This window comes from Psychrobacter sp. UBA6766 (assembly GCF_002453355.1).
Classification (GTDB): domain Bacteria; phylum Pseudomonadota; class Gammaproteobacteria; order Pseudomonadales; family Moraxellaceae; genus Psychrobacter.
Genome location: NZ_DKGQ01000014.1, coordinates 21,833 through 45,893, shown reverse-complemented (window position 1 = coordinate 45,893; position 24,061 = coordinate 21,833). Strand labels below are relative to the sequence as shown.

20 protein-coding genes, 1 tRNA gene and 1 pseudogene are annotated in these 24,061 nt (G+C 42.2%); 8 read left to right on the top strand and 14 right to left on the bottom strand.

What is annotated here, in order from left to right; genetic code table 11:
• Positions 1-96 precede the first annotated feature (96 nt).
• Genes B4K26_RS03690 through B4K26_RS03670 form a run of 5 tightly spaced genes read right to left on the bottom strand, consistent with a single transcriptional unit; the run spans position 97 to position 6,168 of the window.
• A complete protein-coding gene (locus B4K26_RS03690; protein ID WP_296243610.1) occupies positions 97-1,521 on the bottom strand; it encodes a hypothetical protein in 1,425 nt (474 codons plus the stop codon).
• Positions 1,499-2,656, bottom strand: coding sequence for a TniQ family protein (locus B4K26_RS03685; RefSeq protein ID WP_296243609.1), 1,158 nt, complete (start codon positions 2,654-2,656; stop codon positions 1,499-1,501). The genes B4K26_RS03690 and B4K26_RS03685 overlap by 23 nt, the downstream gene beginning before the upstream one ends.
• Positions 2,614-3,507 carry a TniB family NTP-binding protein gene (locus B4K26_RS03680; protein WP_296243608.1) on the bottom strand — a complete coding sequence of 298 codons (894 nt, stop codon included), beginning with the start codon at positions 3,505-3,507 and terminating at the stop codon, positions 2,614-2,616. The genes B4K26_RS03685 and B4K26_RS03680 overlap by 43 nt, the downstream gene beginning before the upstream one ends.
• Complete coding sequence (locus B4K26_RS03675; protein WP_296243606.1) at positions 3,507-5,489, bottom strand: Mu transposase C-terminal domain-containing protein; 1,983 nt, start codon at positions 5,487-5,489, stop codon at positions 3,507-3,509. Before B4K26_RS03675 ends, B4K26_RS03680 begins: the two co-directional genes overlap by 1 nt.
• Before the next feature lie 28 nt (positions 5,490-5,517).
• The gene (locus tag B4K26_RS03670; protein WP_296243604.1) at positions 5,518-6,168 is read right to left on the bottom strand and encodes a TnsA endonuclease N-terminal domain-containing protein; all 651 of its coding nucleotides are present in this window, start codon (positions 6,166-6,168) and stop codon (positions 5,518-5,520) included.
• Positions 6,169-6,295: 127 nt separating this feature from the next.
• On the opposite strand from B4K26_RS03670, the pseudogene B4K26_RS03665 reads away from it, so the two are divergent.
• Positions 6,296-6,949 (top strand): annotated as a pseudogene (locus tag B4K26_RS03665) (ATP-binding protein); the annotation flags it as partial.
• 8 nt (positions 6,950-6,957) lie between these two features.
• On the opposite strand, the gene ilvD reads toward B4K26_RS03665, so the two are convergent.
• Positions 6,958-8,640 (bottom strand): dihydroxy-acid dehydratase, encoded by a 1,683-nt coding sequence (gene ilvD, locus B4K26_RS03660; RefSeq protein WP_296243603.1) that lies wholly within the window; start codon positions 8,638-8,640, stop codon positions 6,958-6,960.
• A 214-nt stretch (positions 8,641-8,854) separates the two neighbouring features.
• Here ilvD and B4K26_RS03655 point away from each other — a divergent pair, with 214 nt between their 5' ends.
• Positions 8,855-10,018 carry an NnrS family protein gene (locus B4K26_RS03655; RefSeq protein ID WP_296243601.1) on the top strand — a complete coding sequence of 388 codons (1,164 nt, stop codon included), beginning with the start codon at positions 8,855-8,857 and terminating at the stop codon, positions 10,016-10,018.
• Positions 10,019-10,127: 109 nt separating this feature from the next.
• Here B4K26_RS03655 and B4K26_RS03650 read toward each other — a convergent pair whose 3' ends face one another.
• From B4K26_RS03650 to B4K26_RS03635, 4 genes are all read right to left on the bottom strand, one after another.
• Positions 10,128-10,847, bottom strand: a complete 720-nt coding sequence (locus tag B4K26_RS03650; RefSeq protein ID WP_296243600.1) for a phosphoglycolate phosphatase — start codon at positions 10,845-10,847, stop codon at positions 10,128-10,130.
• A gap of 92 nt (positions 10,848-10,939) precedes the next feature.
• On the bottom strand, positions 10,940-11,440 hold the full coding sequence (locus B4K26_RS03645; RefSeq protein WP_296243599.1) for a DUF4385 domain-containing protein: 501 nt from the start codon (positions 11,438-11,440) through the stop codon (positions 10,940-10,942).
• A gap of 197 nt (positions 11,441-11,637) precedes the next feature.
• Positions 11,638-11,713 (bottom strand) — tRNA-Phe (locus B4K26_RS03640).
• Positions 11,714-11,835: 122 nt separating this feature from the next.
• Entirely contained in the window at positions 11,836-12,258 is a 423-nt protein-coding gene (locus tag B4K26_RS03635) for a hypothetical protein (RefSeq protein WP_296243598.1), read from the bottom strand.
• Positions 12,259-12,589: 331 nt separating this feature from the next.
• Between B4K26_RS03635 and hisB the strand changes: the two genes are divergently transcribed.
• The 4 genes from hisB to B4K26_RS03615 all read left to right on the top strand — a co-directional run bounded on the left by hisB (position 12,590) and on the right by B4K26_RS03615 (position 15,675).
• Positions 12,590-13,237, top strand: coding sequence for an imidazoleglycerol-phosphate dehydratase HisB (hisB, locus tag B4K26_RS03630; protein WP_296243597.1), 648 nt, complete (start codon positions 12,590-12,592; stop codon positions 13,235-13,237).
• Positions 13,238-13,882: an imidazole glycerol phosphate synthase subunit HisH gene (gene hisH, locus B4K26_RS03625; protein ID WP_296243596.1), complete on the top strand. Its 645-nt coding sequence runs from the start codon at positions 13,238-13,240 to the stop codon at positions 13,880-13,882.
• A 179-nt stretch (positions 13,883-14,061) separates the two neighbouring features.
• On the top strand, positions 14,062-14,454 hold the full coding sequence (locus B4K26_RS03620) for a hypothetical protein (protein WP_296243595.1): 393 nt from the start codon (positions 14,062-14,064) through the stop codon (positions 14,452-14,454).
• A gap of 249 nt (positions 14,455-14,703) precedes the next feature.
• Positions 14,704-15,675, top strand: coding sequence for a DJ-1/PfpI family protein (locus B4K26_RS03615; protein ID WP_296243593.1), 972 nt, complete (start codon positions 14,704-14,706; stop codon positions 15,673-15,675).
• Between the two features lie 86 nt (positions 15,676-15,761).
• On the opposite strand, the gene B4K26_RS03610 is transcribed toward B4K26_RS03615, so the two are convergent.
• On the bottom strand, positions 15,762-17,093 hold the full coding sequence (locus B4K26_RS03610; protein WP_296243592.1) for a valine--pyruvate transaminase: 1,332 nt from the start codon (positions 17,091-17,093) through the stop codon (positions 15,762-15,764).
• Positions 17,094-17,327: 234 nt separating this feature from the next.
• Between B4K26_RS03610 and B4K26_RS03605 the strand changes: the two genes are divergently transcribed.
• Together B4K26_RS03605 and B4K26_RS03600 are read left to right on the top strand one after the other, a co-directional pair.
• Entirely contained in the window at positions 17,328-18,920 is a 1,593-nt protein-coding gene (locus B4K26_RS03605) for an RNA-directed DNA polymerase (RefSeq protein ID WP_296243591.1), read from the top strand.
• Positions 18,917-19,648 (top strand): hypothetical protein, encoded by a 732-nt coding sequence (locus B4K26_RS03600; protein WP_296243590.1) that lies wholly within the window; start codon positions 18,917-18,919, stop codon positions 19,646-19,648. The genes B4K26_RS03605 and B4K26_RS03600 overlap by 4 nt, the downstream gene beginning before the upstream one ends.
• 191 nt (positions 19,649-19,839) lie before the next feature.
• Here the strand turns inward: B4K26_RS03600 and B4K26_RS03595 are convergent, their stop codons facing one another.
• From B4K26_RS03595 to B4K26_RS03585, 3 genes are read right to left on the bottom strand one after another with little or no spacing between them, the layout of a single operon-like run.
• Entirely contained in the window at positions 19,840-22,461 is a 2,622-nt protein-coding gene (locus B4K26_RS03595; RefSeq protein ID WP_296243589.1) for an ABC transporter permease, read from the bottom strand.
• On the bottom strand, positions 22,439-23,137 hold the full coding sequence (locus B4K26_RS03590; RefSeq protein WP_296243588.1) for an ABC transporter ATP-binding protein: 699 nt from the start codon (positions 23,135-23,137) through the stop codon (positions 22,439-22,441). The genes B4K26_RS03595 and B4K26_RS03590 overlap by 23 nt, the downstream gene beginning before the upstream one ends.
• Positions 23,134-23,964, bottom strand: coding sequence for an arylesterase (locus tag B4K26_RS03585; protein ID WP_296243586.1), 831 nt, complete (start codon positions 23,962-23,964; stop codon positions 23,134-23,136). Before B4K26_RS03585 ends, B4K26_RS03590 begins: the two co-directional genes overlap by 4 nt.
• Positions 23,965-24,061 lie beyond the last annotated feature (97 nt).

The window sequence follows — 24,061 nt, the reverse complement described above, 5'->3', positions numbered from 1 at the left end:
ATGTTTATTATATATAAGTATTCTTATAACAACAAAATAATGAGCTTAATATTTTTGTTGGTATAGTTTAGAGTAAAGGGAAATTTTGCATGCTTTCTATATTAACGGCAGATAGTACTTTTTCTGGTTAAAAGCGAGTTCCACCGCCTCATTCCCGACAACTTCAAACTTTAAATCTCTCAAAACTTTCACTGGTACATTGTTACTATGGAAATACGCCATCGCAAGTTGCAACCATACTAATCTATCCTTGTGCGATAACGGCTTAGGTTGCTCATAAAGTATCATCATTTTCTGTTCAATCTCTTTCTTTTTAAGCTTTTGAATATCATTCTTGTTAGGCTTATTGCAAGCCAAGTTCAAACCGTAACTTTTGTTCAAAAAAGCGATGAAACCATACAATGCGCTGTACTGACCGTGCTTAACTAGCAAATACCCATCCAATTGTTCCTGACTTGGCGTATGCGAGCCTTCGATGTCGTATTTAGTACATAGGTCTATTGCAGGCTGCAAGGCTAATCTGACGGATTTAAGCGAGGTTTTACCCATAAGCAGTTTTTGCTCTAAATATTGATGATATTCAATGATGCAACGAGGCACTTTACCGTCAAGTTTAGCCAGCAAGTTAACAATGCGCTCTTCCTCTGCAATCTGATCTTTAATCTTAGGGTCTACCACAACTTGCTTAGTTTTAATCAGCCACCGCAGTACCGTGAGGTACTCACGTAGTCCATTTGGCTTGAACTCATGTACCAGTGATTCATAACAGGGTATCTTGCCCCATAGCTCATCACAGTGAACAAAGAAATTGATGAAGGGGATATGTTTAAGAGTGGCGGTCTTGCTACCAAGCTCGGCCTTAAACCAAATTGTAAAAGCAGTATAAGCTTGTCTCATCAGATCGGATGATAAAAGGTAAGAGTTAGTCCTTGTCTCATGCTCTAATCTTTGTGACCAGTAACAGTCATCACATCTTTTACCCATACCCGCAGGCATAAGCTTATCGCAACTCTCACAGGGGATCTCACCTAAGTCATGGCATTTTTGACACGCCATACCTTCCTCAGTATCAACAAGCTCTCTATACTTGTGACATCGAGGGCATGTCGCTCTAAAATGCCTTTGATAGCAGGTGACACACACCGCCTGATCATGAGATAGTTTAGTGTAGCGACTAACACCTCTTTTAAACTTACCGCACTCAAAGCATTCCTTTTCAGCCTTAAAGTAGCCCTGATAGCATATCTGACAGACTCGTCCATACTCCGTATCAGCTCCATTTTTAACCGCCGCGCCGCCACAACGAATGCAGGGCTGACTCATACGACAAGCTCTACAGACGGCAAAGTCCTCTTTTTTATGCAGACGATTTATCTCACCGCACTGACTACAAGGCTTTTTAACAAACCATATCCGATAACAATTGGCGCAATAGGTATCATCTTTATAGCGTCTTTTTATCTTAACGTTTTTATTACCGCAGGAGTTGCATCGATGTTTAGTCTTCTCTATGCTTGTCATAACTTTCTCTCATCTGCATTTTGCGCTTAAGTCTATTCCATGCCGTCATTACCGCCTTGGGTGAGGTGGGTTGTATATCCTCTGATTGTGCTTTGTGTTGCCGCATAGGTACTCTATGGAGCTGATCGTATACCTCGCTAAAGGCTTTAGGTATAACCGTGTACTTTGACCACTGGAAGCTATTTTGGGTAATATTAAGAGCTAAGCAAGCCTTGATCCACTCATCACCGTCAACTTGCAATAGGCAGTAGGCGCACTCAAGCAGTAACGCTCGTTCTTCTATCGGTAAATAATCAAATCTGAGTGCCGTTTTGGGTAGTGATAAAGCGCTAGTATCAATCTCTAGTACAGTCAGTAGCTTGCCGAACATATAGTTGGGATTGTGCAGACCTCGCCTCACTAGATTTATTAAAAATAGCAGGTACTCAAACCACTGAGCCATACTGACCACTTGCCCCAAAACAATGCCTTGCTTACTTAAAAAAGCCTGATCAGCAAGTAGTTGAAACTCATCAAGCGCAGCGCTTGGCGTTATATCTGATATAGCTTTATCTATCTTATAAAGACAGGAGTGACAGCGATTGATGAACTGCTGCTCTGGACTTAAAAGCTGGGGCTGATAAGGCTGATTGCAGTACCCACAATCTACCTGCAAGAATGTCTTATGCTTAGTGCAGCAGACAGACCATGTAAAGCGCCATTGCAACTTAAGGTAAGTCTCTTTATCATCGCTCATGCAGTCAGGGCAAAAGGGATAACCTAGCCTTGAATAGCGGTTGCGTTTTGATAAGGGTGCTGTCCAAAGTAGGGGGTTTTTGTTGTCTGATTTAACTGACGTATCATCCAAGAAATCGATCAATATTTGATTATCAAAAGTATCGATGTTGTGACCTGCTAGAGTTGCAATATCAGAACTGATTTGCTCATCGATATGATCAAAACCTTTATCAACGTCATACGTCCAAATACGATACTTAGGCCAGTAGTAATAGGTAAAAGTCAAAGGACTACATCCGTGCCTAAGCGCGGCGCGTACTAGCCAAGATGTTAAGCTCTCACCGTATAGAAAAGGTGTGGCAAAAGTCAGTGGTTTTACCCAATAATTCTGCGTAGCCCTTTGGTCGGTTTTAGACATGACTTGCCCCTGATACTTTCAACAGTGATTTCTTCTTCACCTGACTCAATGGCATTAATAGCGCAATCGTTAATTAAACGCTTAACATCGCCAAGGTTGCCTGTACTAATGCTATAGATTAAATTAACTTTTTCAGTCTCAATGAGTTTAGACGGCTTTTTAAGTGGTAAAATCTTCTCAAAACTACCAACCAGACGCTTAAACTCTTTATCATTTGACCATAAAGAAAGCTCAGCGACATCAAAGCGACTAGCGTGTTGTGGGTCAGTGTGTAGAATACGAACAGCGTCTTTAGTGCCACAAAGCACGATAGGCATAAGCAATTCGTTACATAAGAATTTGATAACATTCATAATGGCTCGTTGCTGTCTGGCTGTACCCGTAAGCATTGAATGAACTTCGTCAATAATTAGTATCTTGACGTTGGTGTGTCTAAAGGCGTTAACGACTTGGTATCTCAATTTATTGGCAGCATCGGTTGGTCTGTATGGCAGCTTAAACGCTTCAATAATAGAGATATACAAATCCTTTTCACTGGCAGTTGGGGGCGCTTGGATTTTGACTATAGGTATAACTAATGTCTCATCAACCGTATAATTTTCTCCAAACTTATCATAAAAACGGTTTATGATTGTGGTTTTGCCATTATTGGAATCTCCAATAAGCAGCAAGTTTGGCATACGATGTTGCTTTACATGGTTCATCAATCCCTGCATAACATCAATAACCTGATTTGCTGTGTTGTAGCCTACCCACCTTGGAGAGTGGATAAATTCAATCCTTTCTTTATCGGGTAGATGAGCGATATGCCTAAACTTTTCATGAATGTGGGTGTATAAAGATTCGCTCATCAGTCAATATCCTCAAAGTATAGGTCGTGATCATTGTCATCAGACTCATCAAGGCTTGTCTCTATCGCCTTTTTGTTTAAAACCCTAGTCGATTCTGGCAACGTGTCTAGTATATCTACATCTTCACTTTCATCTGATTTCAACTTGCCGTACATTGTTTGCGATTTAGTATGAGATTTTTTACGCTGCTCACTTCTAAGCACCTTTTTAGTCGTATTTTTAGACTCTTCAACTAGGGTCTGCATATCTTGTAATGCTTGATATATCAACGCCTCGTTAACGGTTCCTGAATCCTGTTTGACTTGCTTATAAACTTTCCTGTACTCCCAAAGACTAATTGGCGGCAGAACTTGATTCGCTAGCGGCACAGGGAAGTATTGTAGTAACTCAGGGTCGTAAAACCATATTTTAGTAATATCCCTTGGATCTTGTCTAAAGACAAACTTAGTCTTATTACCACTGTCATCAGTATGATTAATGAAATTGTTTAAGCACGGATCGTAATATTGCAAGCCATCTATTGTTGCTCCATTTCTTTGAATAGTACGCTCGACACTCGGCATAAAATCCAGTACTAGTGTGTGACGGTCTGATGGAATTGACGGCAATCCAATACCGCTCTCAAACCCATCACCAAATAAACCTATGCGCCATTGTTCTTTAGGGCTACGTTCAATACTTGAGTGTATGCTTTCGTGATAATCCATCGTGATGTAGGTCAAGAACCATTTTTCAAACTCGTGCAAGGTTAAACTGGCATGTTTTTCAGAGTTGTATTCGTCTTTTTCTTTAATGTTAGAGAAGGTAGTGCCCGGCAGTTCATGTACACGTTTCATTATAGTGCCAATCAACCGTTCAATATGACCACCATACTCAGGTCTTGCTACTGGCCTAAATTCCAAATTGATACCATGAAAGGCGCAAGACTTTTGCAGGCTCTCAGCTCTAAAATCAGAGCCATTATCAACGTGGATTTTTTTTGGCATACCAAAGACATCCCATTTCACATCGGATAACCCGAACTCAAGCAACAACTCATCTTTTGGTAAAATACTTCGTGATATGCACATGCTAACCGAAGTAACAGAGGGCGCATCTAGTGAAATATAATAGCCTGTAACCATACGACTATAGACATCAATAGCCACTGTAATGAACGGTCTACCAATGGGCTTTCTATGCTTATCATCAACCAGTATCAAATCTACTGGTGTATGGTCTATCTGAATGACACTGAGAGGGTAGTTGGCGTCAGGAAATTGCCCTGCTTTAGCGGTAAATTTTTGTTTTGCACGTTTTCTCTGACCACGACCGCGCAATAGGTCTTTCTCTTTGATTTCTTTGATACGGTTACGGATGGTGTTCTTACTAGGTTTCTCAATATCCTCTAAATAACAACGCCTATGAATCTCTCTGATAGTGGCTTGCACATTAGGTCTTTGAACAGTAAGGTAAAAATTATTGATGACTTCGCTAATAAGGTTTTCTGTCTCTCCATTTAGACGTTTAGCCCCTTTTCTCCAGCCTCTTTTTTGATCAATTAAGGATCCAATTGAGCCTGTCGATTGATAAGCATCAACCCATCGTCTAAGAGTACGACTAGAGACCCCAACTTCTTTAGATCTTCTCTCATAACCCTGTTCACCTCGATAGTTGTCTTCGCCATACCAGTCGTCTTCCATAATGAGTGGGGTGATAGCTAAGTACTTCTTTTGAGCTTCTTGCCATTCATCATCTCCAATATCATTAAGATCGATAACAACAGAAGTATTTGCACCGTCTATCACGTTATCGAAGTCATGGATTGATAAAACTTGATTTCTTAGTGTTTGCAAGTTTTTAAACACGGCTTGATTTAGATCATCAAGGTACTCGATAAGCTGGTACTCATCGTTATCAGCTTTATTACGATAAATGCCGCCAAGCACCATTTGAATATGGTCACGGCTATATTTACTGCTAGTGTCGAAATGAGAACTCATCCTTAGTCCTATTGGTTTGGTTACGATTTCAGTGTCCAACATGCCAGACCTCCATTTGCGGGGCTTTAACGTCATCCCAAATATCAAACCCGATTTGCTTATTTGCCATTAGGTGCCAAACCAGAGCCTGTCCATCATGTCGGTAAAGCTTAGATTTGAAGTACCTCTCTAAGATATAGTCAACACTAGTGATGCCACGTTGCTTAATATCAGTGAGTATTACTTCAACCTCTTCGTTATTAACTCTTATGGTTTCATAAGTTCTCAGAAAGTTAATGTTATCAAGCGCCTCATGTCTAATTCTATCCTCATCAAATATGATGAATCTGATACCTTTTTTCTTACAATACTGTTTAGCGGCCTTCCACTTGTCAGACCAATCACGCCAGTTTAGTTGCCACTCTTGTTTTGGTTTGACTTCTGCAATAAATGATTTACCCGATTTGGCATCTAACTCTACATAGTAATCAGGCGTGTAATGATAGGTTCTGCCATTTTTATTAAAAGGTATCTTTACAGGCTGAGGGGTAATGTTTTTAACATCTTCCCGAAAAGCATGATAAATAATAAAATCTCTTTCTAACGTCGATTCGTAAGCAAGCGGCTTTTTCTTGTAAGAAATGACACCTGAAACACTCCGCCTTGTCGGTTTTATTTTACGAGCTTGATGTTTGAACATTATGACACCTATTTCTGGTAATTTGTAATAATCTGACACTTATTGCTGGTAATATTTGACATTTAATCTAGGTAATAATTGGATGTAGATAAAGAAATGATGTCTAATTATGACACTTATTGTTGGAGTTGACAGAGGTTCTCGTCCCAAACCTGGCGAGATCACCCTTGCCAACAAGGGCGTTTTATTTCTAGACGAGTTACCAGAGTTCGACCGTACAGTATTAGAGGTATTACGCCAGCCGTTAGAAGCCAAGCAAATCACCATTAGCCGTGCCAACTCGCAGCTTACTTTCCCCGCAAACTTTCAATTGGTGGCAGCGATGAATCCTTGTCCGTGTGGCTATGATGGTGACGGCTCGAATCGTTGCCGCTGCCGACCTGAGCAAATTAAACGCTATCAGGATAAGTTATCGGGACCATTACTTGATCGGATTGATTTGCATATTACTGTGCCAGCGCTACCAATTGCTGATTTACAAAATGCGCAGGCTGGCGAAACCTCTGAGCAAGTCCGCACACGAGTCGCTGCTGCGCATAAGCAGCAATTAAAACGACAAAACAAGGTTAATAATGAGCTCAGTCCTAGCGAGATTGACCAATATATCCAGCTAGGTGAGGGCGAGCAGCAATTATTACAGCTTGCGCAGCAGCGTCTAAATCTATCTGCTCGCGGTTATCATCGGGTATTACGGGTCGCGCGCACCATTGCTGATTTGGCTGACAGTAATGATATCACCAGCGCCCATGTATCAGAGGCTTTAAGTTACCGTAGTAAGTGATTTAGCGATTAAAACCTATCGGTAATGGCGCCTTCTGAGGCACTGCCAACGGTTTTGGCGTATTTGGCTAGTACACCGCGCTTGACGTTTGGCTCTGGGGCGCTCCAAGTGCTTAAACGCTTCTCAATGTCTGCTTCGCTGATGTTTAAATTGATTTCATTATTATCAGCATCAATGGTAATGGTGTCGCCGTTTTCAATAATGGCAATCGGGCCACCAACCATGGCTTCAGGGGTGATGTGCCCAACAACAAAGCCATGACTGCCACCAGAGAATCGACCATCAGTAATCAGCGCCACGTCATTGCCCAATCCGCGACCCATAATGGCAGAGGTCGGCGACAGCATTTCACGCATTCCAGGGCCGCCTTTGGGGCCCTCGTAACGAATCACCACCACGTCACCTGCCACAACGGTGCCATCTAAAATGGCGGTCATGGCATACTCTTCTGAATCAAACACCCGAGCGGTACCCGTAAACTGAGTGCCTTCTTGACCACTGATTTTTGCTACCGCACCGGTTGGTGCAATGTTGCCACGTAATATGCGTAAGTGGCTGTCAGCTTTAATGGGATTGTCGAACGGCCTGATAATGTCTTGGCCTTCTGGGTAATCCTCTACGTTAGCTAGATTTTGAGCGATGGTGTTACCATTAACGGTTAAGCAGTCTCCGTGCAGTAAACCTTTTTCCCATAAACGCTTCATTAATGGCGCGATGCCACCAATTTCGATGAGCTCTGACATCAAGTAGCGGCCTGATGGGCGTAAATCGGCCAACACAGGAACGCGCTTTCCTATTTCAGTAAAGTCATCAATATTTAGCTCCACACCGATGGCGTCGGCCATAGCGAGCAGATGCAGAACCGCGTTGGTTGAGCCGCCTAATACAATCACCATGGTAATGGCGTTTTCAAAGGCTTTGCGTGTCATAATGTCGCTGGGCTTAATGTCATTATCAAGGAGCCACTGAATCGCCTCACCAGCTTTTCGGCAATCTTCACGTTTTTCAGGAGAAATCGCTTCTTGAGCAGAGCTACCTGGCAAGCTCATGCCCAACGCTTCAATGGCTGATGCCATGGTGTTGGCGGTATACATGCCACCGCAAGAGCCAGGGCCGGGAATAGCCGTTCTTTCAACTTCTAATACTTCTTCTTCGGTCATATCGCCGCGCGCATTGGCTCCAACGGCTTCAAATACAGAGACGATGTCGGTGTGGTTTTTTCCTGGCTGAATGGTTCCGCCATAAATAAATAGCGAAGGACGGTTTAAGCGCGCCATGGCCATCAGACAACCCGGCATGTTTTTATCGCAGCCCCCAATGGCAATGATCGCGTCGTGACCTTGGCAACCTGAGACAGTTTCGATGGAATCGGCGATGACTTCACGCGATACTAATGAGTACTTCATGCCTTGGTAGCCGTTAGCGATACCGTCAGAGATGGTAATGGTGTTAAAAATAATGGGTTTTCCATAAGCAAAATAAACGCCTTTGGCCACTTCATCCGCCAAGCCATTAATATGAATATTACAGGGCGTCACTTGGCTCCAAGTCGAGGCAATGCCAACTTGTGGGCGCTTAAAATCTTCATCGGTAAAACCAACCGCCCGCAGCATAGAACGAGCAGGGGCTTTTTGGATGCCATCGACCAAAATAGCGGAGTATTTTCTGTTGCTGTCATCTTTTTTAATCATTCTCTGTCTCCAATAGCGTACGGTTTATTGGCTGGTTTAAGCTTAAGTACCGCTTAATCATACGCTAAACCGGTTATAAAAACCTAGTACTCCAAGACTTACACTGGGTTATTCGCCCATAGTGCCTTACGATTTACTATACTTAATTCCAAGCTCACATTTATCGCCCATCCGTTCAGCGCCCCTGTGGCTTTATAAAAGGATTCTTTTGTTAATGAAAGCCAAAGCCAAACCCCCTTTTGCTCATACTTATTGGTTTCCGCTTGCTGCGTTGTACTCCGCTTTAATCCTACCTTTATCAGTGGGTGGTCAGCTCGGTTGGTTTGCGGTCCCTACAGGTTTACAGTTCGCTTGGGGGCATGGCCATGAAATGATTTTTGGTTTTGCTTTGATGGTGATTGCAGGTTACCTTGCGGGTCCGCAACCAAAACCATATATCTTTACTGTGATTGGGTTATGGTTGGTGGCTAGGTTGAGTTTTTGGTTTGCGCCGACCATTATGGTTACGGCGATGATTAACATCGCTTTTGTTGGGGTATTAGTGTGGAAGCTTGCGCCTATTTTTCTGCGAACGGCTAAGAAGTGGCGAAACAAATCGGCAGGCTTTGTGCTGGTGGGCTTAGCTATAGCGGCGCTTGGTTTTCATTCGGCTATGCAAAGCGATCAACCCGATGACTGGAGTCTGAGGTTCTTATTAGAAGCGGTGTTGTTGTTAAGTATCTTGATGTTTTATATGGGAGGTCGAATAATAGCGCCAGCATTAGCAGGGCATTTTCAGAGTCAAAACCGGTTCTTAAAAGACCGTGTTCAGCCGAGGTTTGAGGGCAGTATTTTAATTTTATTATTTTCAGTATCAATATTAAACCTAATGCCTTTTGCTTGGGCCAAATCCGTTATGGCCGCTTTCTTACTTAGTAGTGCGCTGCTTTGTGTGGTTCGAGTGCTGCGCTGGCGACCGTGGTGGAGCTATGGGCGTGCCGATTTATTGGCCATGCTATTAGGATACAGCTGGATTGTCGTGGGCTGGGTAGGTATTACTTTAAGCTTGATAACAGCCAATTTTCCGATTACCAAAGCGTTGCACGCCATTACTATAGGAGCACTGGGAACGCTCACCTTCACAGTGATGTCGCGAACTCGATCACACCGAGTATTGCGTGATACTAACGCCAAGCCTTTTGTCTTTATCTTAGCCTTGTTGATAACCGCTGCGGCATTATTTAGACTTAATGTCACTTGGTTAGGGTATTTTCAAAGCATTCTTTTAGCGGCTTGCTGCTGGAGCTTTGCCTTTATAGGATTATTTGTCTGGTTAATGTGGCTCAACAAAATAGAGAAAAGAGTGAAACGACAGCGACAATTAATGCAGGATAAGTAGGCGCTTAGATAAAGCGTTAATTATCATATTAGTCTGTTTATTAATGCCGATGGTGAGGGTTAGGTTATAGCGTCACTTTTAGAACGATATTGAATCCCTATCAAAAACTTTATACGCCCAATAGTTGTAATAGGCTAGAAAACTTATCAAACGCAAAGTTTGGCTTACTATCACGAATATCCACACCATAGTTATAGCCATATGATAGCCCAATGGTATCCACGCCCGCATTTTTCCCTGCTAAAATGTCATTGATCGAATCACCAATCATCACGGCTTGCGATTTATCGAATCCGAGCGACTCGCAAACGTGTAATAACGGCGCGGGATCTGGCTTTTTGGTTGGTAAGCTATCGCCGCCCACTACTTCACTAAATAGCGGCGTCCAGCCCATATGATCCAATATTTTGGGTACAAAACGAATCGGCTTATTGGTCACCAGTGCCAAGGTATAGCCCGCGTTTTTAAGCTGATGCAAGCCGTCACTCACATCAGGATAAGCCGTGGTTTTTTGACAATCAAGGGCGCCATAAGCGGCAAAAAAGATACGCAGCGCTTCCTCTACCGTCTCGTTATCTAAGCTATCATCAACAATCACCTGACCTAATAGCGCCCGCTCAACCAATACACGCGCGCCATTACCAATCCAACCTTTAATGCTATCAAGAGGGAAGGGAGATCGACCTAGTTGCTCAAGCATTAGATTGGTGGCATCCGCCAAATCAGGAACACTATCGATCAGCGTGCCATCAAAATCAAAGATGAGAAGCGGTTTTTGCTGTGAAGTAAGTTGCGGTGTAATGGGTGTTGAGGCAGGGTTACTGGACATAATAAAAGCTCTTACTATTAAGTTAGGATAAAGCGTAGCACAATCAACCGTATGAGGTCATTGTGATTCATTGTTGTCATTTTTATAGCCGGTTATTTGGCGTCTTTATAGCGTGCGCGATGTTCCGCTTTCATCTTAAGATACACGTCGTTTTCGCGGCACTTATCCCAAGTTTGTTTAAATATACGTGCAGACTCTGCTTTGATGGGATCTTCAACCTGCCGTGGCAGTTCTTCGCGACCATGGGCGCCACTTTGACCCTTTTTATCGTCCGGAACCGCCCCTTTATACTTTTTTCCGCCTTTATGGTTGGCATAGCGGCGGGCGCGGGTATAACCCATTTGGATAAATTTGCGCGCCATATCGGCACCGACGAAGTCATCGGCAGCGAGATAATCTAAAAACATTTGATAAATGGTTTCGCTACTTTCCTTTGCAATATCAGGCGTCGCAAAGCGCCAATGCGGCAATATTTCCGACTTATAAGGTTCGACCAATAATACGCCTTGTTCACCGCGACCGACGCGGTATAGCTCAGGGTGCACGCGCAAGTCTAGGTTTTTATAATCCAAATCATAATCAAACTCTCTCATAATATCCTCTATCTGCTGGCTAGCGATAGTTTTAGTATAGAGAGTCAGTGCGTTATAAAAATAGCCCAAAAATGTTAAATAATTAAGAGTAGTGATATTAAAATAATGATTGATTCTGTTAGTTTTATCTATTAATTCTAGCCATAAAAAAAGCCCCAAACAGTAATGTCTGGGGCTTTTTAGAATGCTTAAACGAATGGTGGCTCGAGGCAGGTTCGAACTGCCGACACACGGATTTTCAATCCGTTGCTCTACCGACTGAGCTATCGAGCCGTCTTCGTTGAGGCGCTATTAAACTAAATATAGGCGTTACTGTCAAGTGGTTTTTGTATAATAAGTGAGAAAAGCCTGTAAATAATCGAATATAAGCCAAAACTAATCTTTTAACCTCGTATTTAATCCTTAACGCGCAGGAGCTCATACTCGCTCATGATACGGTGAATATCGGCATCGACAGGAACGAATTGTCGCACGCCTTTTTTCACTTCGGCATCATAGACCAGTTTGATAAACTTCGCATCGATGGCACGACCACGATTTTGCTGATGGACTGTTAAATACTGCAGGCGTTTGGCATCGGTTTGTCCGTCATCAAAGCAGGCAACCGCGGCGATAGGTTTGTCATTAAACATGCCGACATACAAAGTTTGACCACGTTTAAAGCCTTGCTCTATAAGTGCCAATACTTCAGCGCCATCAGGCTGATTATCATCGCTGTCATACAATGCTTGCAGTCGCTCGGCCAATTCATTATTACGAGTCGGCTTTTTAATCAGCGGAGTTTGCAAGTCGTTAATGGCAATGGCTTCTAAAGGCATCGTGTTTCCCTATTAAATGTTTATCTGACATGACGGAATGAATATGGTGCAATGATGGCGCAATGATTGATAATTCTTAATCCCTTATTTTAGCAGAATGACGCAATTTTGTGCGTGGTTTACTGCTTGGTCGTAGCAGTAAATGGTGGGGTTTGTTATGATGAGGGTAGACAGTGCTTCTAACGTACAATGCTTGTGATTTTAGTAGGTTATATAGGTTTACCCTATCCTTAGATTTATTTTTCTATAATCCTTTTTAGATACTAGCAAGATTTTTTGGGCGCTTTTTCGCCCTATTTTATTGACCGCTTTTCATTTATAGAGAGTAGCCATGACAGCCAATTCTACCGACCAAAATCAAAATTCTGCTCAAAATCTTTTCGGTCATGCCGCACGAACGGCGACCGTTACGCGTAATACTGCTGAAACCCAAGTCACTTGTACGGTAAACCTTGATGGTACAGGTCAAGGCACTGTAGATACTGGCGTACCATTTCTAGACCATATGATTGACCAAATTAAGCGTCATGGTCTGTTTGACTTAGATATCAAATGCACTGGCGATACCTTTATCGATGATCATCATAGTGTTGAAGATACGGGCATCACCCTTGGACAAGCGTTTGCAAAAGCGCTCGGTGATAAAAAAGGCATTCGTCGTTATGGGCACTTTTACGCGCCACTCGATGAGTCCTTGACCCGTGCAGTGGTTGATTTGTCTGGTCGTCCAGGACTTCATATGGATATTCCGTTTACCCGCTCGCATGTTGGGACGTTTGATGTCGATTTGTTTAGCGAATTCTTCTATGGTTTTGTGAATCACTCTTGGATGACGGTACATTTAGACAATCTTAAAGGCAAAAACAGCCATCACCAAATTGAGTCAACCTTTAAAGCGTTTGCTCGCGCACTACGAATGGCTTGTGAGTATGACGAGCGTGCGCTGAATACCTTGCCATCGACCAAAGAGGCGTTTTAGATGAGTAGAGCCCCAAAGATTGCATTGTTAGATTATGGTATGGGAAACCTGCACTCAGTCGGCAAAGCGCTAACGCTGGTCGGCGCAGAGGTTTCTATTACCAATGACCCAAAAGTAGTCGCGGCAGCAGACAAGATTGTCTTCCCTGGTGTCGGTGCGATGCGCGATTGTATGATAGGTATGCATGAGGCAGGGATTGATGAAGTCATACGTCAGGCAGTATTTAACAAGCCTGTTATGGCCATCTGTGTCGGAATGCAGGCGTTATTTGATCAATCCGCTGAGAATGGCGGCACAAAATGCTTGGGCATCTTAGACGGCAGCGTAGAAGCGTTTGACCCTACTTGGAAAGATGAGCAAGGGGTTACCATTAAGGTGCCGCACATGGGCTGGAATACTATCAGCAGTATGGATTTTGCCCATCCGCTGTGGAATGGTATCGAGGATAATGCGCATTTTTACTTTGTACACAGCTATTACTGCGCGCCAGCAGATAAATCGCAAGTGGCGGCTGTTTGTGATTATGGTCAGCCGTTTTGTGCCAGTATTTTGCAAGACAATTTATTTGCCACCCAGTTCCATCCAGAAAAAAGCCACACCGCAGGTCTGCAGCTGTTAAAGAACTTTGTCGATTGGAATATTTAATAAGTTACATTTAAAAAGTGTGCTCTAAATATTCGATTGATAGTTTTGATGGAACAGCTTTGATTAAATAGGAAGGTAGATTAGCAAATGCTTAATCTGCCTTTTTTATTCTCAATGTATAATTGGCGGTTTTCATTTATACTCAGCTCATTTCTCTCTTTTATACACGGAATAAAATCGTGGATTTTTATATCTTTAAAAACGGCGTCGTGAGCGCCACAGGATTAGATAAAGATGCGTTGCATATTTATGTCGGCATCAGCGTGTTTCTATTGAGCTTAATCCTACTACGTCCCATATTTAAAAAATACAGCGTTAGAGCATTTATTGCCTTAATCATGGTGACAGCTATTGCTGTATTGGGCGAGTATTTGGACAATCGCCATACGATTACAGAATTAGGTCTGGCGGGGTTAACAGCGGTAGAAATCAAGGCCAGTATCCATGATATTATTAATACCTGCCTGCTCTCCTATATATTCTATGGCTTTACCGTTTGGACAAAGACGTTTCAATCCATTAATAAAGCAACACCCATGATTAAACGGCAGAAAAAAACGGACTATCGCTAAGTCCGTTTTTTATTGTTTATAAGCTCATTGCTTTGCGCTTTTTACTTTAAGGCTTTTTACTCTGATGCTTTTTTAAAACGCCAAAGCTGAGCAACTCACCATTTACAAAGCTTACGAAAGTCAAAAAACTCTGGTCTATTTAATGCGTTATGAGTTTGCTACCTTACAATCAGAAAGGTAGCGACAGGCAATTATTCTATCTTTCCTAACTATCAATCCAATATAAGCAATAATAAAATAGGAAAAGTTATGAATATCTCAGACCTTAATATTAGTGACATAGTAGACAAAGCCAAAGACACCTTAGGTTTAGAGCCACAAGAAGCCGAATATGGCGCTTATACCCCTTCTAAAGCTTCGCTTAAACTGGCAGCGCCTAACAAAACCAACTACGATCATAGCGAGTACGAGACGCCATATACGGGCAACAAAAAAATCCTGATGGTCTGCACCGAGCAGCAGTACATGACTATGGCAAATGATAAGAGGTTTAAGACTGGCAATCATCCGGTTGAGATGATGGTGCCGTTGCTTCATTTTAAAAAAGCAGGATTTACGGTAGATGTTTTTACCCCAACTGGGGAGTCGGTCAAAGTCGAGCAGTGGGCAATGCCAGAGGACGATGATGACGTCAAAAAAATCTACGCGGAATATGAATCCAAGCTTAACAGTCCAAAAAGTATCGCCGATTTTGTCAAAAATGATATGGCAAATAGCGAGGATTACGCAGCAATCTTTATCCCCGGTGGGCATGGGGCAATGCTGGGCTTGCCTGAAGATTATAACCTTGGCGATTTGCTACGTTGGGCTTATAACAAGGATTTATTTACCTTAGCGATTTGTCATGGACCGGCGGCTTTATTGGCGGCTAATTTAGCAAGTCCTGATAGCTCTGATAAACCTGATAGCGCTGACAATACTAATAGCGCCGATAAAGACAATAAAGACAATAATGACAATCATGACTTTATTTTTAAAGGTTATAAAATGGTAGCGTTCCCGACAGCTATGGACAAGCAAATGCCAAAAATTGGTTATTTACCCGGAACGATGCCGTGGTACTTTGGCGAAAAGCTAGAAGATTTGGGCGTTACGATTACCAATAAACTGGCGACAGGACATACCCATCAAGACAGAAAGCTGATCTCAGGCGATGGACCCTTGGCGGCCAATGCTTTTGGTAAAATGAGTGCTGAAGCTTTGTTAAAAGCGCTGCGCTAAACCATTTGAATTCGGTGATAGCACAAAAAAACGGACTATTTATAAGTCCGTTTTTTTTATGTTTCAATATTTTTATAATAAAAGATTTAGTCTTTCTGACTGCTAGCCTTATCATAAATATCACGCACCACTTCACCAATGACTTTAATCCCATCCGTTAGTGTTTGCTCATCGGCGGCGATACTCATACGAATACATTCATGCGCATGTGGGTAATTAGTCACATCGACACCCGGGAAGAAGTATTCGCTTGGCACAATAAGTGTGCCTTTGTCTTTGAGAATTTCATACAGTTCAGTGGTGCTAATCGGCAAGTCTTTAAACCATAACCACAAGAATATCGCGCCCTCCGGCTTATGAATCATCAATGGATAATCACCCAAAGCATCTTTTAACAGCTTGACCACTAATGTCGCTTGCTTCTGATAAAAAGGTTTAATGTCATTATCCGCCAACTGCTTGATACGGTCATCGTTCACCAATGGCGTGGCAATCGCTGCCCCAAAACGTGTCGGAGCCAAATTGACCACCGCATTCATCGCGCTGACCGCTTCGATCACCTCGCTATCAGCCACTATAATGCCGGTACGCATTCCGGGCAGACCAATTTTAGACAGGCTAAAGCACAAAATCGTATTATTATCCCAGTTCAAATGCGCGTCAGAATAGATAATATTCGGGAAGGGCATACCGTAGGCGTTATCGATGATTAGTGGAATGTCATAATGCTTGGCAAGCTCGGATAAATGCGCCATTTCCTCATCAGTCAACACATTACCCGTTGGATTGGTCGGACGCGAACAGCAAATTGCTCCAATGCCACCTTCTTTTAGCGCTGGCAAGTTTTCTAACGCTTCAAAATCGACGCGATATTTAAAGAAACCTTCTTCGCCATCGTGAGTGACTTCATCGATATGCGGCAACACGGCGGCAAAATGCTGACCTTCGACATGGACGTCACTATAACCAATATACTCAGGCGTCAATGGCAGTAAAATAGATTTATCTACCGATTGATTTTCGCCATCATTAAATGCGCCGCCAAATAAATTAAATAAATAGAAAAAAGCATTCTGCGAGCCATTGGTCAAAGCGATATTTTCTGCCGTCAAATTCCAATCATAATGACGATTAAAGAAGCTAACTAAGGCATCGATAAAGGCGGCGTCACCTTGTGGGTTAGAATAATTTGCCATGCTAATAATCGCGCTACTATTTGCCTCACCGGTATCGTTATCATTACCAAGCGCTTTGTAAGTCTCTAAAAATAGCTCATTGACGGCATCAATCTTGGCAGGGTTACCACCACCCAACATATTGATAGGCTGATCGCTTTTTAGCGCATCGCCTAAGTCATCCATGAGCTGTGAGATGCCAGTTGGCTGGGTAAATTTTTGACCGAACTTTGAGAATTTCATAAGGCTACCATGCTGTTTTGGAGGATTTTATAAGGTGTCATTTAATCGATAAAGTTGGGGTAGTATAACAAATGGTTGCGATAAAATACGCAAAGCGCGAGGCAGATATTGGTTGAGTCTTATTATACTTTCATAAAGAGTGAAGTCACACTACGCCTACTTATACTTGATATACTTAAATAAGATATATATAAAGGTGTTTAGTCTAAACAACATTAGTCAATAAGGCTCTGTATGAAAGAATATTTTGAAAAAGCTGTCAAAAATATTGCAAAATATGGTGATACAGATATATTCCCTTTTCCGTTCGAAAGATATATGTTTGAAGAAAAGCATGAGAGTGCTGTTAAGTTATTAGAAGCAATGCACTCTGATTTTGAGAACAGTTTATCAAGCGAACCTCCTTCAACTATTGAAGAAATGGTTCCTGTCGGCTATTTTGGCTTCCGCAAAGCAACAATGATTGAACCTTTTTGGAATGCTTATTTCTTAGGACTTGTAATCAGTCTAGCTGAAAGTATCGAATTAAAAAGAGTTGATGAGGCTGAGAAGACTGTCTTCTCGTATAGATATGAATGGAGCGAAGATAAAGACTCTTTCTTTAAAAATAGCACATGGTTAGATTATAAAAGACAGTGTGTAGAAAATTCTACTAGTTGTAATTATGTAATACAAACTGATATAGCAGATTTCTACCCTAGGGTTAATCATCATAAGTTGGAAAATGAATTACGACGAGTGGATAACGATTCATTTGACACAACTAAGAAAATAATGAAAGTTTTGTCAAGGTTTACTAATACAATATCCTATGGCCTTCCCGTTGGAGGACCAGCTTCTAGAATACTCGCTGAGTTAGCGTTAAGACATGTTGACGAACACCTAAGAAATAACAAAATAAAATTTTGCCGATATGTAGATGACTACACAATATTTTGTGACTCTGAATCTCAAGCATACAAGGATATTTTGTTTTTAACGCAGAAACTAGCAAATGATCAGTTAAGTCTACAAAAGACTAAGACTAAAATTATGTCTTCGACCGAATTTTTGGAAATCCATCAATTTCTAGGGCCTTCAACTCAAGATAGCTCAAGCGATGAGCAAAAATTGCTCAATATATCTATAAGGTTTGATCCATATTCGAATACATCTGAAGAAGATTATGAATCTACAAAGGATGCTATCGCAGAAATAGATATTATTGGCATTTTATCTAAAGAAATCAATAAAACGCGAGTTGATCAAGTTGTGACTAAACAAGCTATTAATGCAATTAAGGCTCTTGATACTGATAAGCAATTAGAAGCAATTCAGGTCCTTCTTGACGAAAATAATCTTGTCACTTTGACCCCTGTATTTACAACTATATTACGTGCATTTAGAGGTATCTATGAAAATTTACCAAAACATGGACAGCAATCTATTGATAAAGCCTTATTAGAGCTTTTTAATAACGACCATTATTTAACAAAAGTAGAATTAAATATTAGTTATATTATCCAGATACTTTCAATTTCTATGACAGATGAAAAAACTATGTTTTTCTCAAAGACTTTTGACTCTATAACTAATCCTTTTATTAGACGCCAGATAATCGTAGCAATGTCTAATTGGAGTTGCGACTTTTGGCTATCTTATAGAAAAAACAATTTTAATAATAGTAGTATTTGGGAGAGAAGAGCTATTATCTACTCTTCATTCTATTTAAATGACGAAGGTAAGCACTGGAGAAATCATAACAAAACCCTTTTTTCAAGCCAAGAGACCTCTCTAACAGAATGGTTCGGGGAAAGGAAACAAAAAAATAAAGTAGTATTATCATGATTAATGAGCGTGTTATAGCTGAAAAGTTTAGCTCTATATGGAAAGTAAGCTTCCCATTTTTAAATTCAAATTTTATGCGAGTATTTAATGAAAGTCAGGTTCATAAGTTCGAACAGCTAGAAGTTAGTATGCCGAATGATATTAGATATGATTTAGTAGCCGAGTGTGCCTTCAATATTGTGGCGAAATCTTACAATAATTGCTCTGTTGATGATGTTGTATCTAATAGTGAGATATTAAATGCTATTGTGAAATATACTGCCAAGTCCATATGGATATCTGGTAACTATGATAGAGCTGAGCTGATTCTAAATAAAAGTGAAATAGATCAAGTTATTAAGCTAGCAAATAATTTTTTAGGCTTTATAGCTAGTCATAATGCAACCAAAGTTGACTTTAAACCTTCTTTAAAAGGTTTTGGTTTTATTCCAGACTTAGAAGGCGATGTATCAATTGATAATATTTTATATGAAGTTAAAACAGTGAAACGTAGGTTTAAAACTAGTGATTTGAAGCAGTTAAGTATCTATTTAGCTCTACGACAAGTTGATGATAATAATAAGAGTTGGGAGTATGCAGGATTATATAATCCTAGGACAGGAGCATATAGTAAATTTAAGGTAGGTTCCTTCGTTTCTAGTATAACTGGAGGTAAAACACCTAACGAGGCTTTTAGTGATTTTCTAGACAGCTTAGTTAGAGATATACAAGTTGATAGCAAATTTTAATAGTTTTTATCTGCACCTAACTTCTCGAATAGAGAAGCGTCTTAGCTCTGATTGTCGCGGATATATTTGGAGCAGCACAGGGTTGCCGACGCTTAGTTAGGGGCGTTATCGCTTGTCAGTAACGACCCTAACCTTAGCGACTACCCTTTTGCCAGCCAAGATAGCAGCAAAAGTAGGATTAGCTACAACAACTAAATCATCGCCCTTACCCGCGCCATAATCCCGCGTCCAATCACCAATCGCACATAAATAATGGCAATGGCAAACAGTAGCGCGATTAATAATGCGCCGCCAATAGCTAAGCTTGCCCACGGTACGCTAAAGCGCAAGTTAAACCATTGGGTAATAGCAGCCCATGCCCCGATATTAGCGATAATCACCGCAAATAAGGCGGCACTAATACCAAGTATGCCAAGCTCTAAGATATTGAGCATATAGAGGTCGCGCTTTTGCATGCCGAGCAGCCTAAATGAGGCGCTGTCTTTCATGCGGTCTTGCGAGGTAGAGAGTAGTGAGCTAATCAAGACCATGATACCCGTCAATAATGCCAGTAAGGTGAAGACATAAACCAAACGGCTCATTTGTACCACCAACTCTTGGACTTGCTGCGCGATAGCCGTGCCGTCGATGGTCGTTACCGCAGGAAACTCGCGTACTAACTGACCTTGGAGCTTTGGAATATCCTCTGCTGCGACATGGGCGGTAGCAAATTGGATTTGCGGCGCAGCTGCTAAAACCGCTGGCTCAAATAAAAAGTAAAAATAGGGGCTGGGTCCTTTTTCATAGCGCGAGCGGATACTAGTGATTTGCCCGACGATTTCAATCCCTTGGATATTAAAGCGCACCTGATCACCCATGCCGACGTTTAGCAAACTGGCAGCAGTATCCAAAATTGATAATGGCGCAACGGTTTGTGCTGGGTCGTTAGCAGTAGTTTTAATAGGGGCATAAAGTTTATCGTTTTCTACAGCATCAGTAATGAATTCGGTATCCATCACCGTATCGGCATAGCTTAAATTAAAAACCCGCGTCGGGTCATCAAAGCCGTCCGCAGGCTCGATATCTTGTACGGGTACATCGTTAGCCGTGACGACACGCGCACGAATGACAGGATAATAGCTGACAGGCGCAGCAATGATATTATTAATCTCGTCGTGTTGGTCGCTTTGAATATCGAGTAAAAATAAATTGGGCGCATCTTCAGGATAGGCACTAATAAACTGGGCATTGATACTATGATTGAGCGTGGTAATCAAAGTTAAAACCGCCACTGACAGCGATAAGGTGACAAAAAATAATGCCGACTGATTGCCTTTACGGGCAAGGTTATGAATAGCAATACGCTGCATCCAGCTGATATTAGAATGCTTGGCAAACTTAGTCAGCAGCCATAACCAACCGCGCGCTAATAGCCAAAATATCGCGACAAAAGTAGTTAAGCCTATTAAGAGCTGCGCACCTAGTATCAGAGAATGTACTTCATAAGCAAAAAACGCATAGAGACCAACTAGCATCAGCCCATACCAAAGTAACGGTAGACGTCGATACCACGGTAGATTTTGCGAGTTTGCGCTCGCACCTTGATTGAGTAAAGTAGCAGGCTTGGTCGTACTTAGTGTGCTTAAACCACGCTGAGCAATCAGTAGGGTCAGAACTAAGGCGATAATAATGGTTTTAATGGCGCTAATCGGGTTGATTGCTAAACCAACATCCGCTGGCAAGATAGCAATCAGATACGGCTGACCGACTTTAAGTAAGCCGAAACTCACGATAACCGCGGCAATACAAGCAATGATAGTGGTAACAATCAATAGTTGATAGTAGCTGCGTTTTAAAGATTTAAGCGGCTCACCCAATGCCAAGCGAATAGCATTACTAGACTGCTGCTTGGTCACAAAAGCCGTAATCACGCCATACATCGCCACCGCAGATAATAACAGTACGGCAATGACGAGCAGCTTTAAAAACATCAAGACATTGTCGGAGATACGCGAGACAGAAGTATCTGCTGACTCGGCATCAGAGAGCTCAATATCAGGATAATTATTGAGTATTTGCGTGAGCTTATCATACTGCTCAGCCATTAACTCGGGCTCCCCTGCCAGCTCAATACGGTAATTAACGCGGCTACGCTGACCCAATAGATTGGTTGCCTCTAATGCATCTTGATGCATCAAAACCCGCCCGCCAAAACCAAAGGCAGTCAGTGGACGGTCAGGCTCTTTGGTTAGCACATCACTAATCATAAATTCAGCATCACCAATGGTGATTTGGTCACCGACAGTGGCGTTTAAGCTGTTCAATACTTCGGGCGCGACGACGACATTAGCAGCGCTTAATTGTGTCCAAAGAGGCTGCCCTGAGGCAAGCTCAGCGTCTCCATATAACGGATAAGCTGGCGAGACCGCTTTAACGCTGGCAAGTAAGGTTTGCTTATCGGTCACTACCATGGCGCTAAACTGATAGTCATATACTATTTGCGTATCAGCGACCGTCTCTACCTGCGCTAAGACCTCGCTTGGCCAATCTTGCTTACTGTTTAAAATCAAATCGCCGCCAACGAGTGCGCGCTGATTGTCATTGATATAAGTATCAACCGATTGCTGGATAGAATCTAAAGTAAGGTAAGTGGCAAGCGAAAGGACTAGCGTGATTAAGAATAAGACGGGATAGATCCAGCGCTGCCACCAGCTACGACTTAAGGCTTGCGCGCCCAAGTTTTTTGAAATTAACAGACGGTTAAATAGTTGGCTTATGATGCCACGCGAATCATTCGACTCATTATCCATGTTATCCATTGATTTTTGATCCATCTATCATACCGTCATGCATGGTAATGACACGATCTGCCATCTCCGCTAGTGCGGCATCATGGGTGACGACCACCAATGCCGAGCCAACTTGCTGGCGTAAATCTAATAATAGCTGCATCACTTGACGGGCATTTTGCTCATCTAAGTTACCGGTTGGTTCATCGGCAAAGACGATTTTTGGCTGTGATACCAACGCACGGGCAACGGCAGTACGCTGCTGCTCACCGCCTGATAATTGGTTGGGTAAGCTATCACGCCGATGTCCCAAATCAACCGCTGCAATCAGCTCATTTACGCGTGCTTTATTCGGACGACGGGCAATATCAAGCGGGAAGGCAATATTTTCTGCTACCGTCAATGTCGGTAATAGATGAAACGACTGAAAGACAAATCCCATATCACGTTGTCGAATAACAGCTAGCGCATCTTCATCAAGGTTGCTTAACGTTTGCCCATCCAATTCAACGCTTCCACTATCAGGATAATCCAGCGCTGCCAGTAGTCCTAACAAGGTGGACTTACCTGAGCCTGATTTTCCCATGATGACCACAAACTCGCCCGCATCGACATGGATATCGACGTCTTTAATAATGGATAAAGATTGCTCGCCAACTTGAACGGTTTTATTGAGCTTGGAGGCGGTGAGTAGTGCTTTGTTATTGGGTGTAGCGGTCATTGGGTAGTCTCAGTAGGCGTGCCAGATTTTGTTGCTTGATTGGTATGGCTTGCTTCTAATTTTTCGATTTCAGGCTGCAGAATTGGCAGAATATTATCATTAACGATAATGGTATAACCTTCCTTTGTTGGATGAATGGCATCGGCTTGGTTGAGTTTGGCATCGCCGCCCACACCATCTAAAAAGAACGGAATTAGGGTCACATTCATATCTTTCGCTATCCTTGGATAGATTGCGGCAAACGATTCTACATAGTCAGAACCCAGATTGTCATAAATCTGCATTCCGCCCAAAATGACTTCGCTGCCGCCATCTTGAAGGCGTTTAACAGCGGTGCGAATATTGGCTTCAACCATTGTCACATCGATACCGCGAATAGCATCATTAGCACCAATGGTCAAAATGGTGATATCAGGCTTGGTTTGCAATACCCAGTCTAGTCGATTGACCAATCCAGTACTGGTCTCACCGCTTAACCCTGAATTGACCACTTTGATATCTTTATAGCCCATCTCTTTTAACCGTGACTCTAGTTGAGCAGGATAATTGGCATCATTATCAACGCCAAGCCCTTCAGTTAACGAGTCACCCAGTGCCAAGATGGTTAAAGGTGCTTGCTGCTCAGTTGAATTTGTTGATGGCTTAGATTGTGTGGATTCTGGAGTTTGAGGTTCAGCAGCTATCGTATTAACGGTCTGGTTGTTATTTTGAGTGTTATCAGCCGTATCGGCGTCAGGATTTTTTTGACAACCGCTGATAGCGATTGCGACGGTCAATGAAGCGACCGTAAGCAAACGCTGCGGTAAGCGAGAAGGTATATTTGTCATGATTCTACTGTCCTAAATACAATAAAGTCAGTCTAGCAGAATCAGATAATCGGCAATATGGTTCAAAAGTTAATCGATTGACGACGAAATTTAATTG

Excerpts from the sequence above, each read along its gene's own strand:
- hisB (WP_296243597.1), top strand. The coding sequence starts at position 12,590 with ATGACAGCCAATTCTACCGACCAAAATCAAAATTCTGCTCAAAATCTT.
- B4K26_RS03690 (WP_296243610.1), bottom strand. The coding sequence starts at position 1,521 with ATGACAAGCATAGAGAAGACTAAACATCGATGCAACTCCTGCGGTAAT.
- B4K26_RS03595 (WP_296243589.1), bottom strand. The coding sequence starts at position 22,461 with ATGGATCAAAAATCAATGGATAACATGGATAATGAGTCGAATGATTCG.
- B4K26_RS03605 (WP_296243591.1), top strand. The coding sequence starts at position 17,328 with ATGAAAGAATATTTTGAAAAAGCTGTCAAAAATATTGCAAAATATGGT.
- B4K26_RS03600 (WP_296243590.1), top strand. The coding sequence starts at position 18,917 with ATGATTAATGAGCGTGTTATAGCTGAAAAGTTTAGCTCTATATGGAAA.
- B4K26_RS03590 (WP_296243588.1), bottom strand. The coding sequence starts at position 23,137 with ATGACCGCTACACCCAATAACAAAGCACTACTCACCGCCTCCAAGCTC.
- B4K26_RS03685 (WP_296243609.1), bottom strand. The coding sequence starts at position 2,656 with ATGTCTAAAACCGACCAAAGGGCTACGCAGAATTATTGGGTAAAACCA.
- B4K26_RS03675 (WP_296243606.1), bottom strand. The coding sequence starts at position 5,489 with ATGAGTTCTCATTTCGACACTAGCAGTAAATATAGCCGTGACCATATT.
- ilvD (WP_296243603.1), bottom strand. The coding sequence starts at position 8,640 with ATGATTAAAAAAGATGACAGCAACAGAAAATACTCCGCTATTTTGGTC.
- B4K26_RS03650 (WP_296243600.1), bottom strand. The coding sequence starts at position 10,847 with ATGTCCAGTAACCCTGCCTCAACACCCATTACACCGCAACTTACTTCA.
- B4K26_RS03585 (WP_296243586.1), bottom strand. The coding sequence starts at position 23,964 with ATGACAAATATACCTTCTCGCTTACCGCAGCGTTTGCTTACGGTCGCT.
- B4K26_RS03670 (WP_296243604.1), bottom strand. The coding sequence starts at position 6,168 with ATGTTCAAACATCAAGCTCGTAAAATAAAACCGACAAGGCGGAGTGTT.
- B4K26_RS03655 (WP_296243601.1), top strand. The coding sequence starts at position 8,855 with ATGAAAGCCAAAGCCAAACCCCCTTTTGCTCATACTTATTGGTTTCCG.
- B4K26_RS03635 (WP_296243598.1), bottom strand. The coding sequence starts at position 12,258 with ATGCCTTTAGAAGCCATTGCCATTAACGACTTGCAAACTCCGCTGATT.
- B4K26_RS03610 (WP_296243592.1), bottom strand. The coding sequence starts at position 17,093 with ATGAAATTCTCAAAGTTCGGTCAAAAATTTACCCAGCCAACTGGCATC.
- B4K26_RS03680 (WP_296243608.1), bottom strand. The coding sequence starts at position 3,507 with ATGAGCGAATCTTTATACACCCACATTCATGAAAAGTTTAGGCATATC.
- B4K26_RS03615 (WP_296243593.1), top strand. The coding sequence starts at position 14,704 with ATGAATATCTCAGACCTTAATATTAGTGACATAGTAGACAAAGCCAAA.
- hisH (WP_296243596.1), top strand. The coding sequence starts at position 13,238 with ATGAGTAGAGCCCCAAAGATTGCATTGTTAGATTATGGTATGGGAAAC.
- B4K26_RS03645 (WP_296243599.1), bottom strand. The coding sequence starts at position 11,440 with ATGAGAGAGTTTGATTATGATTTGGATTATAAAAACCTAGACTTGCGC.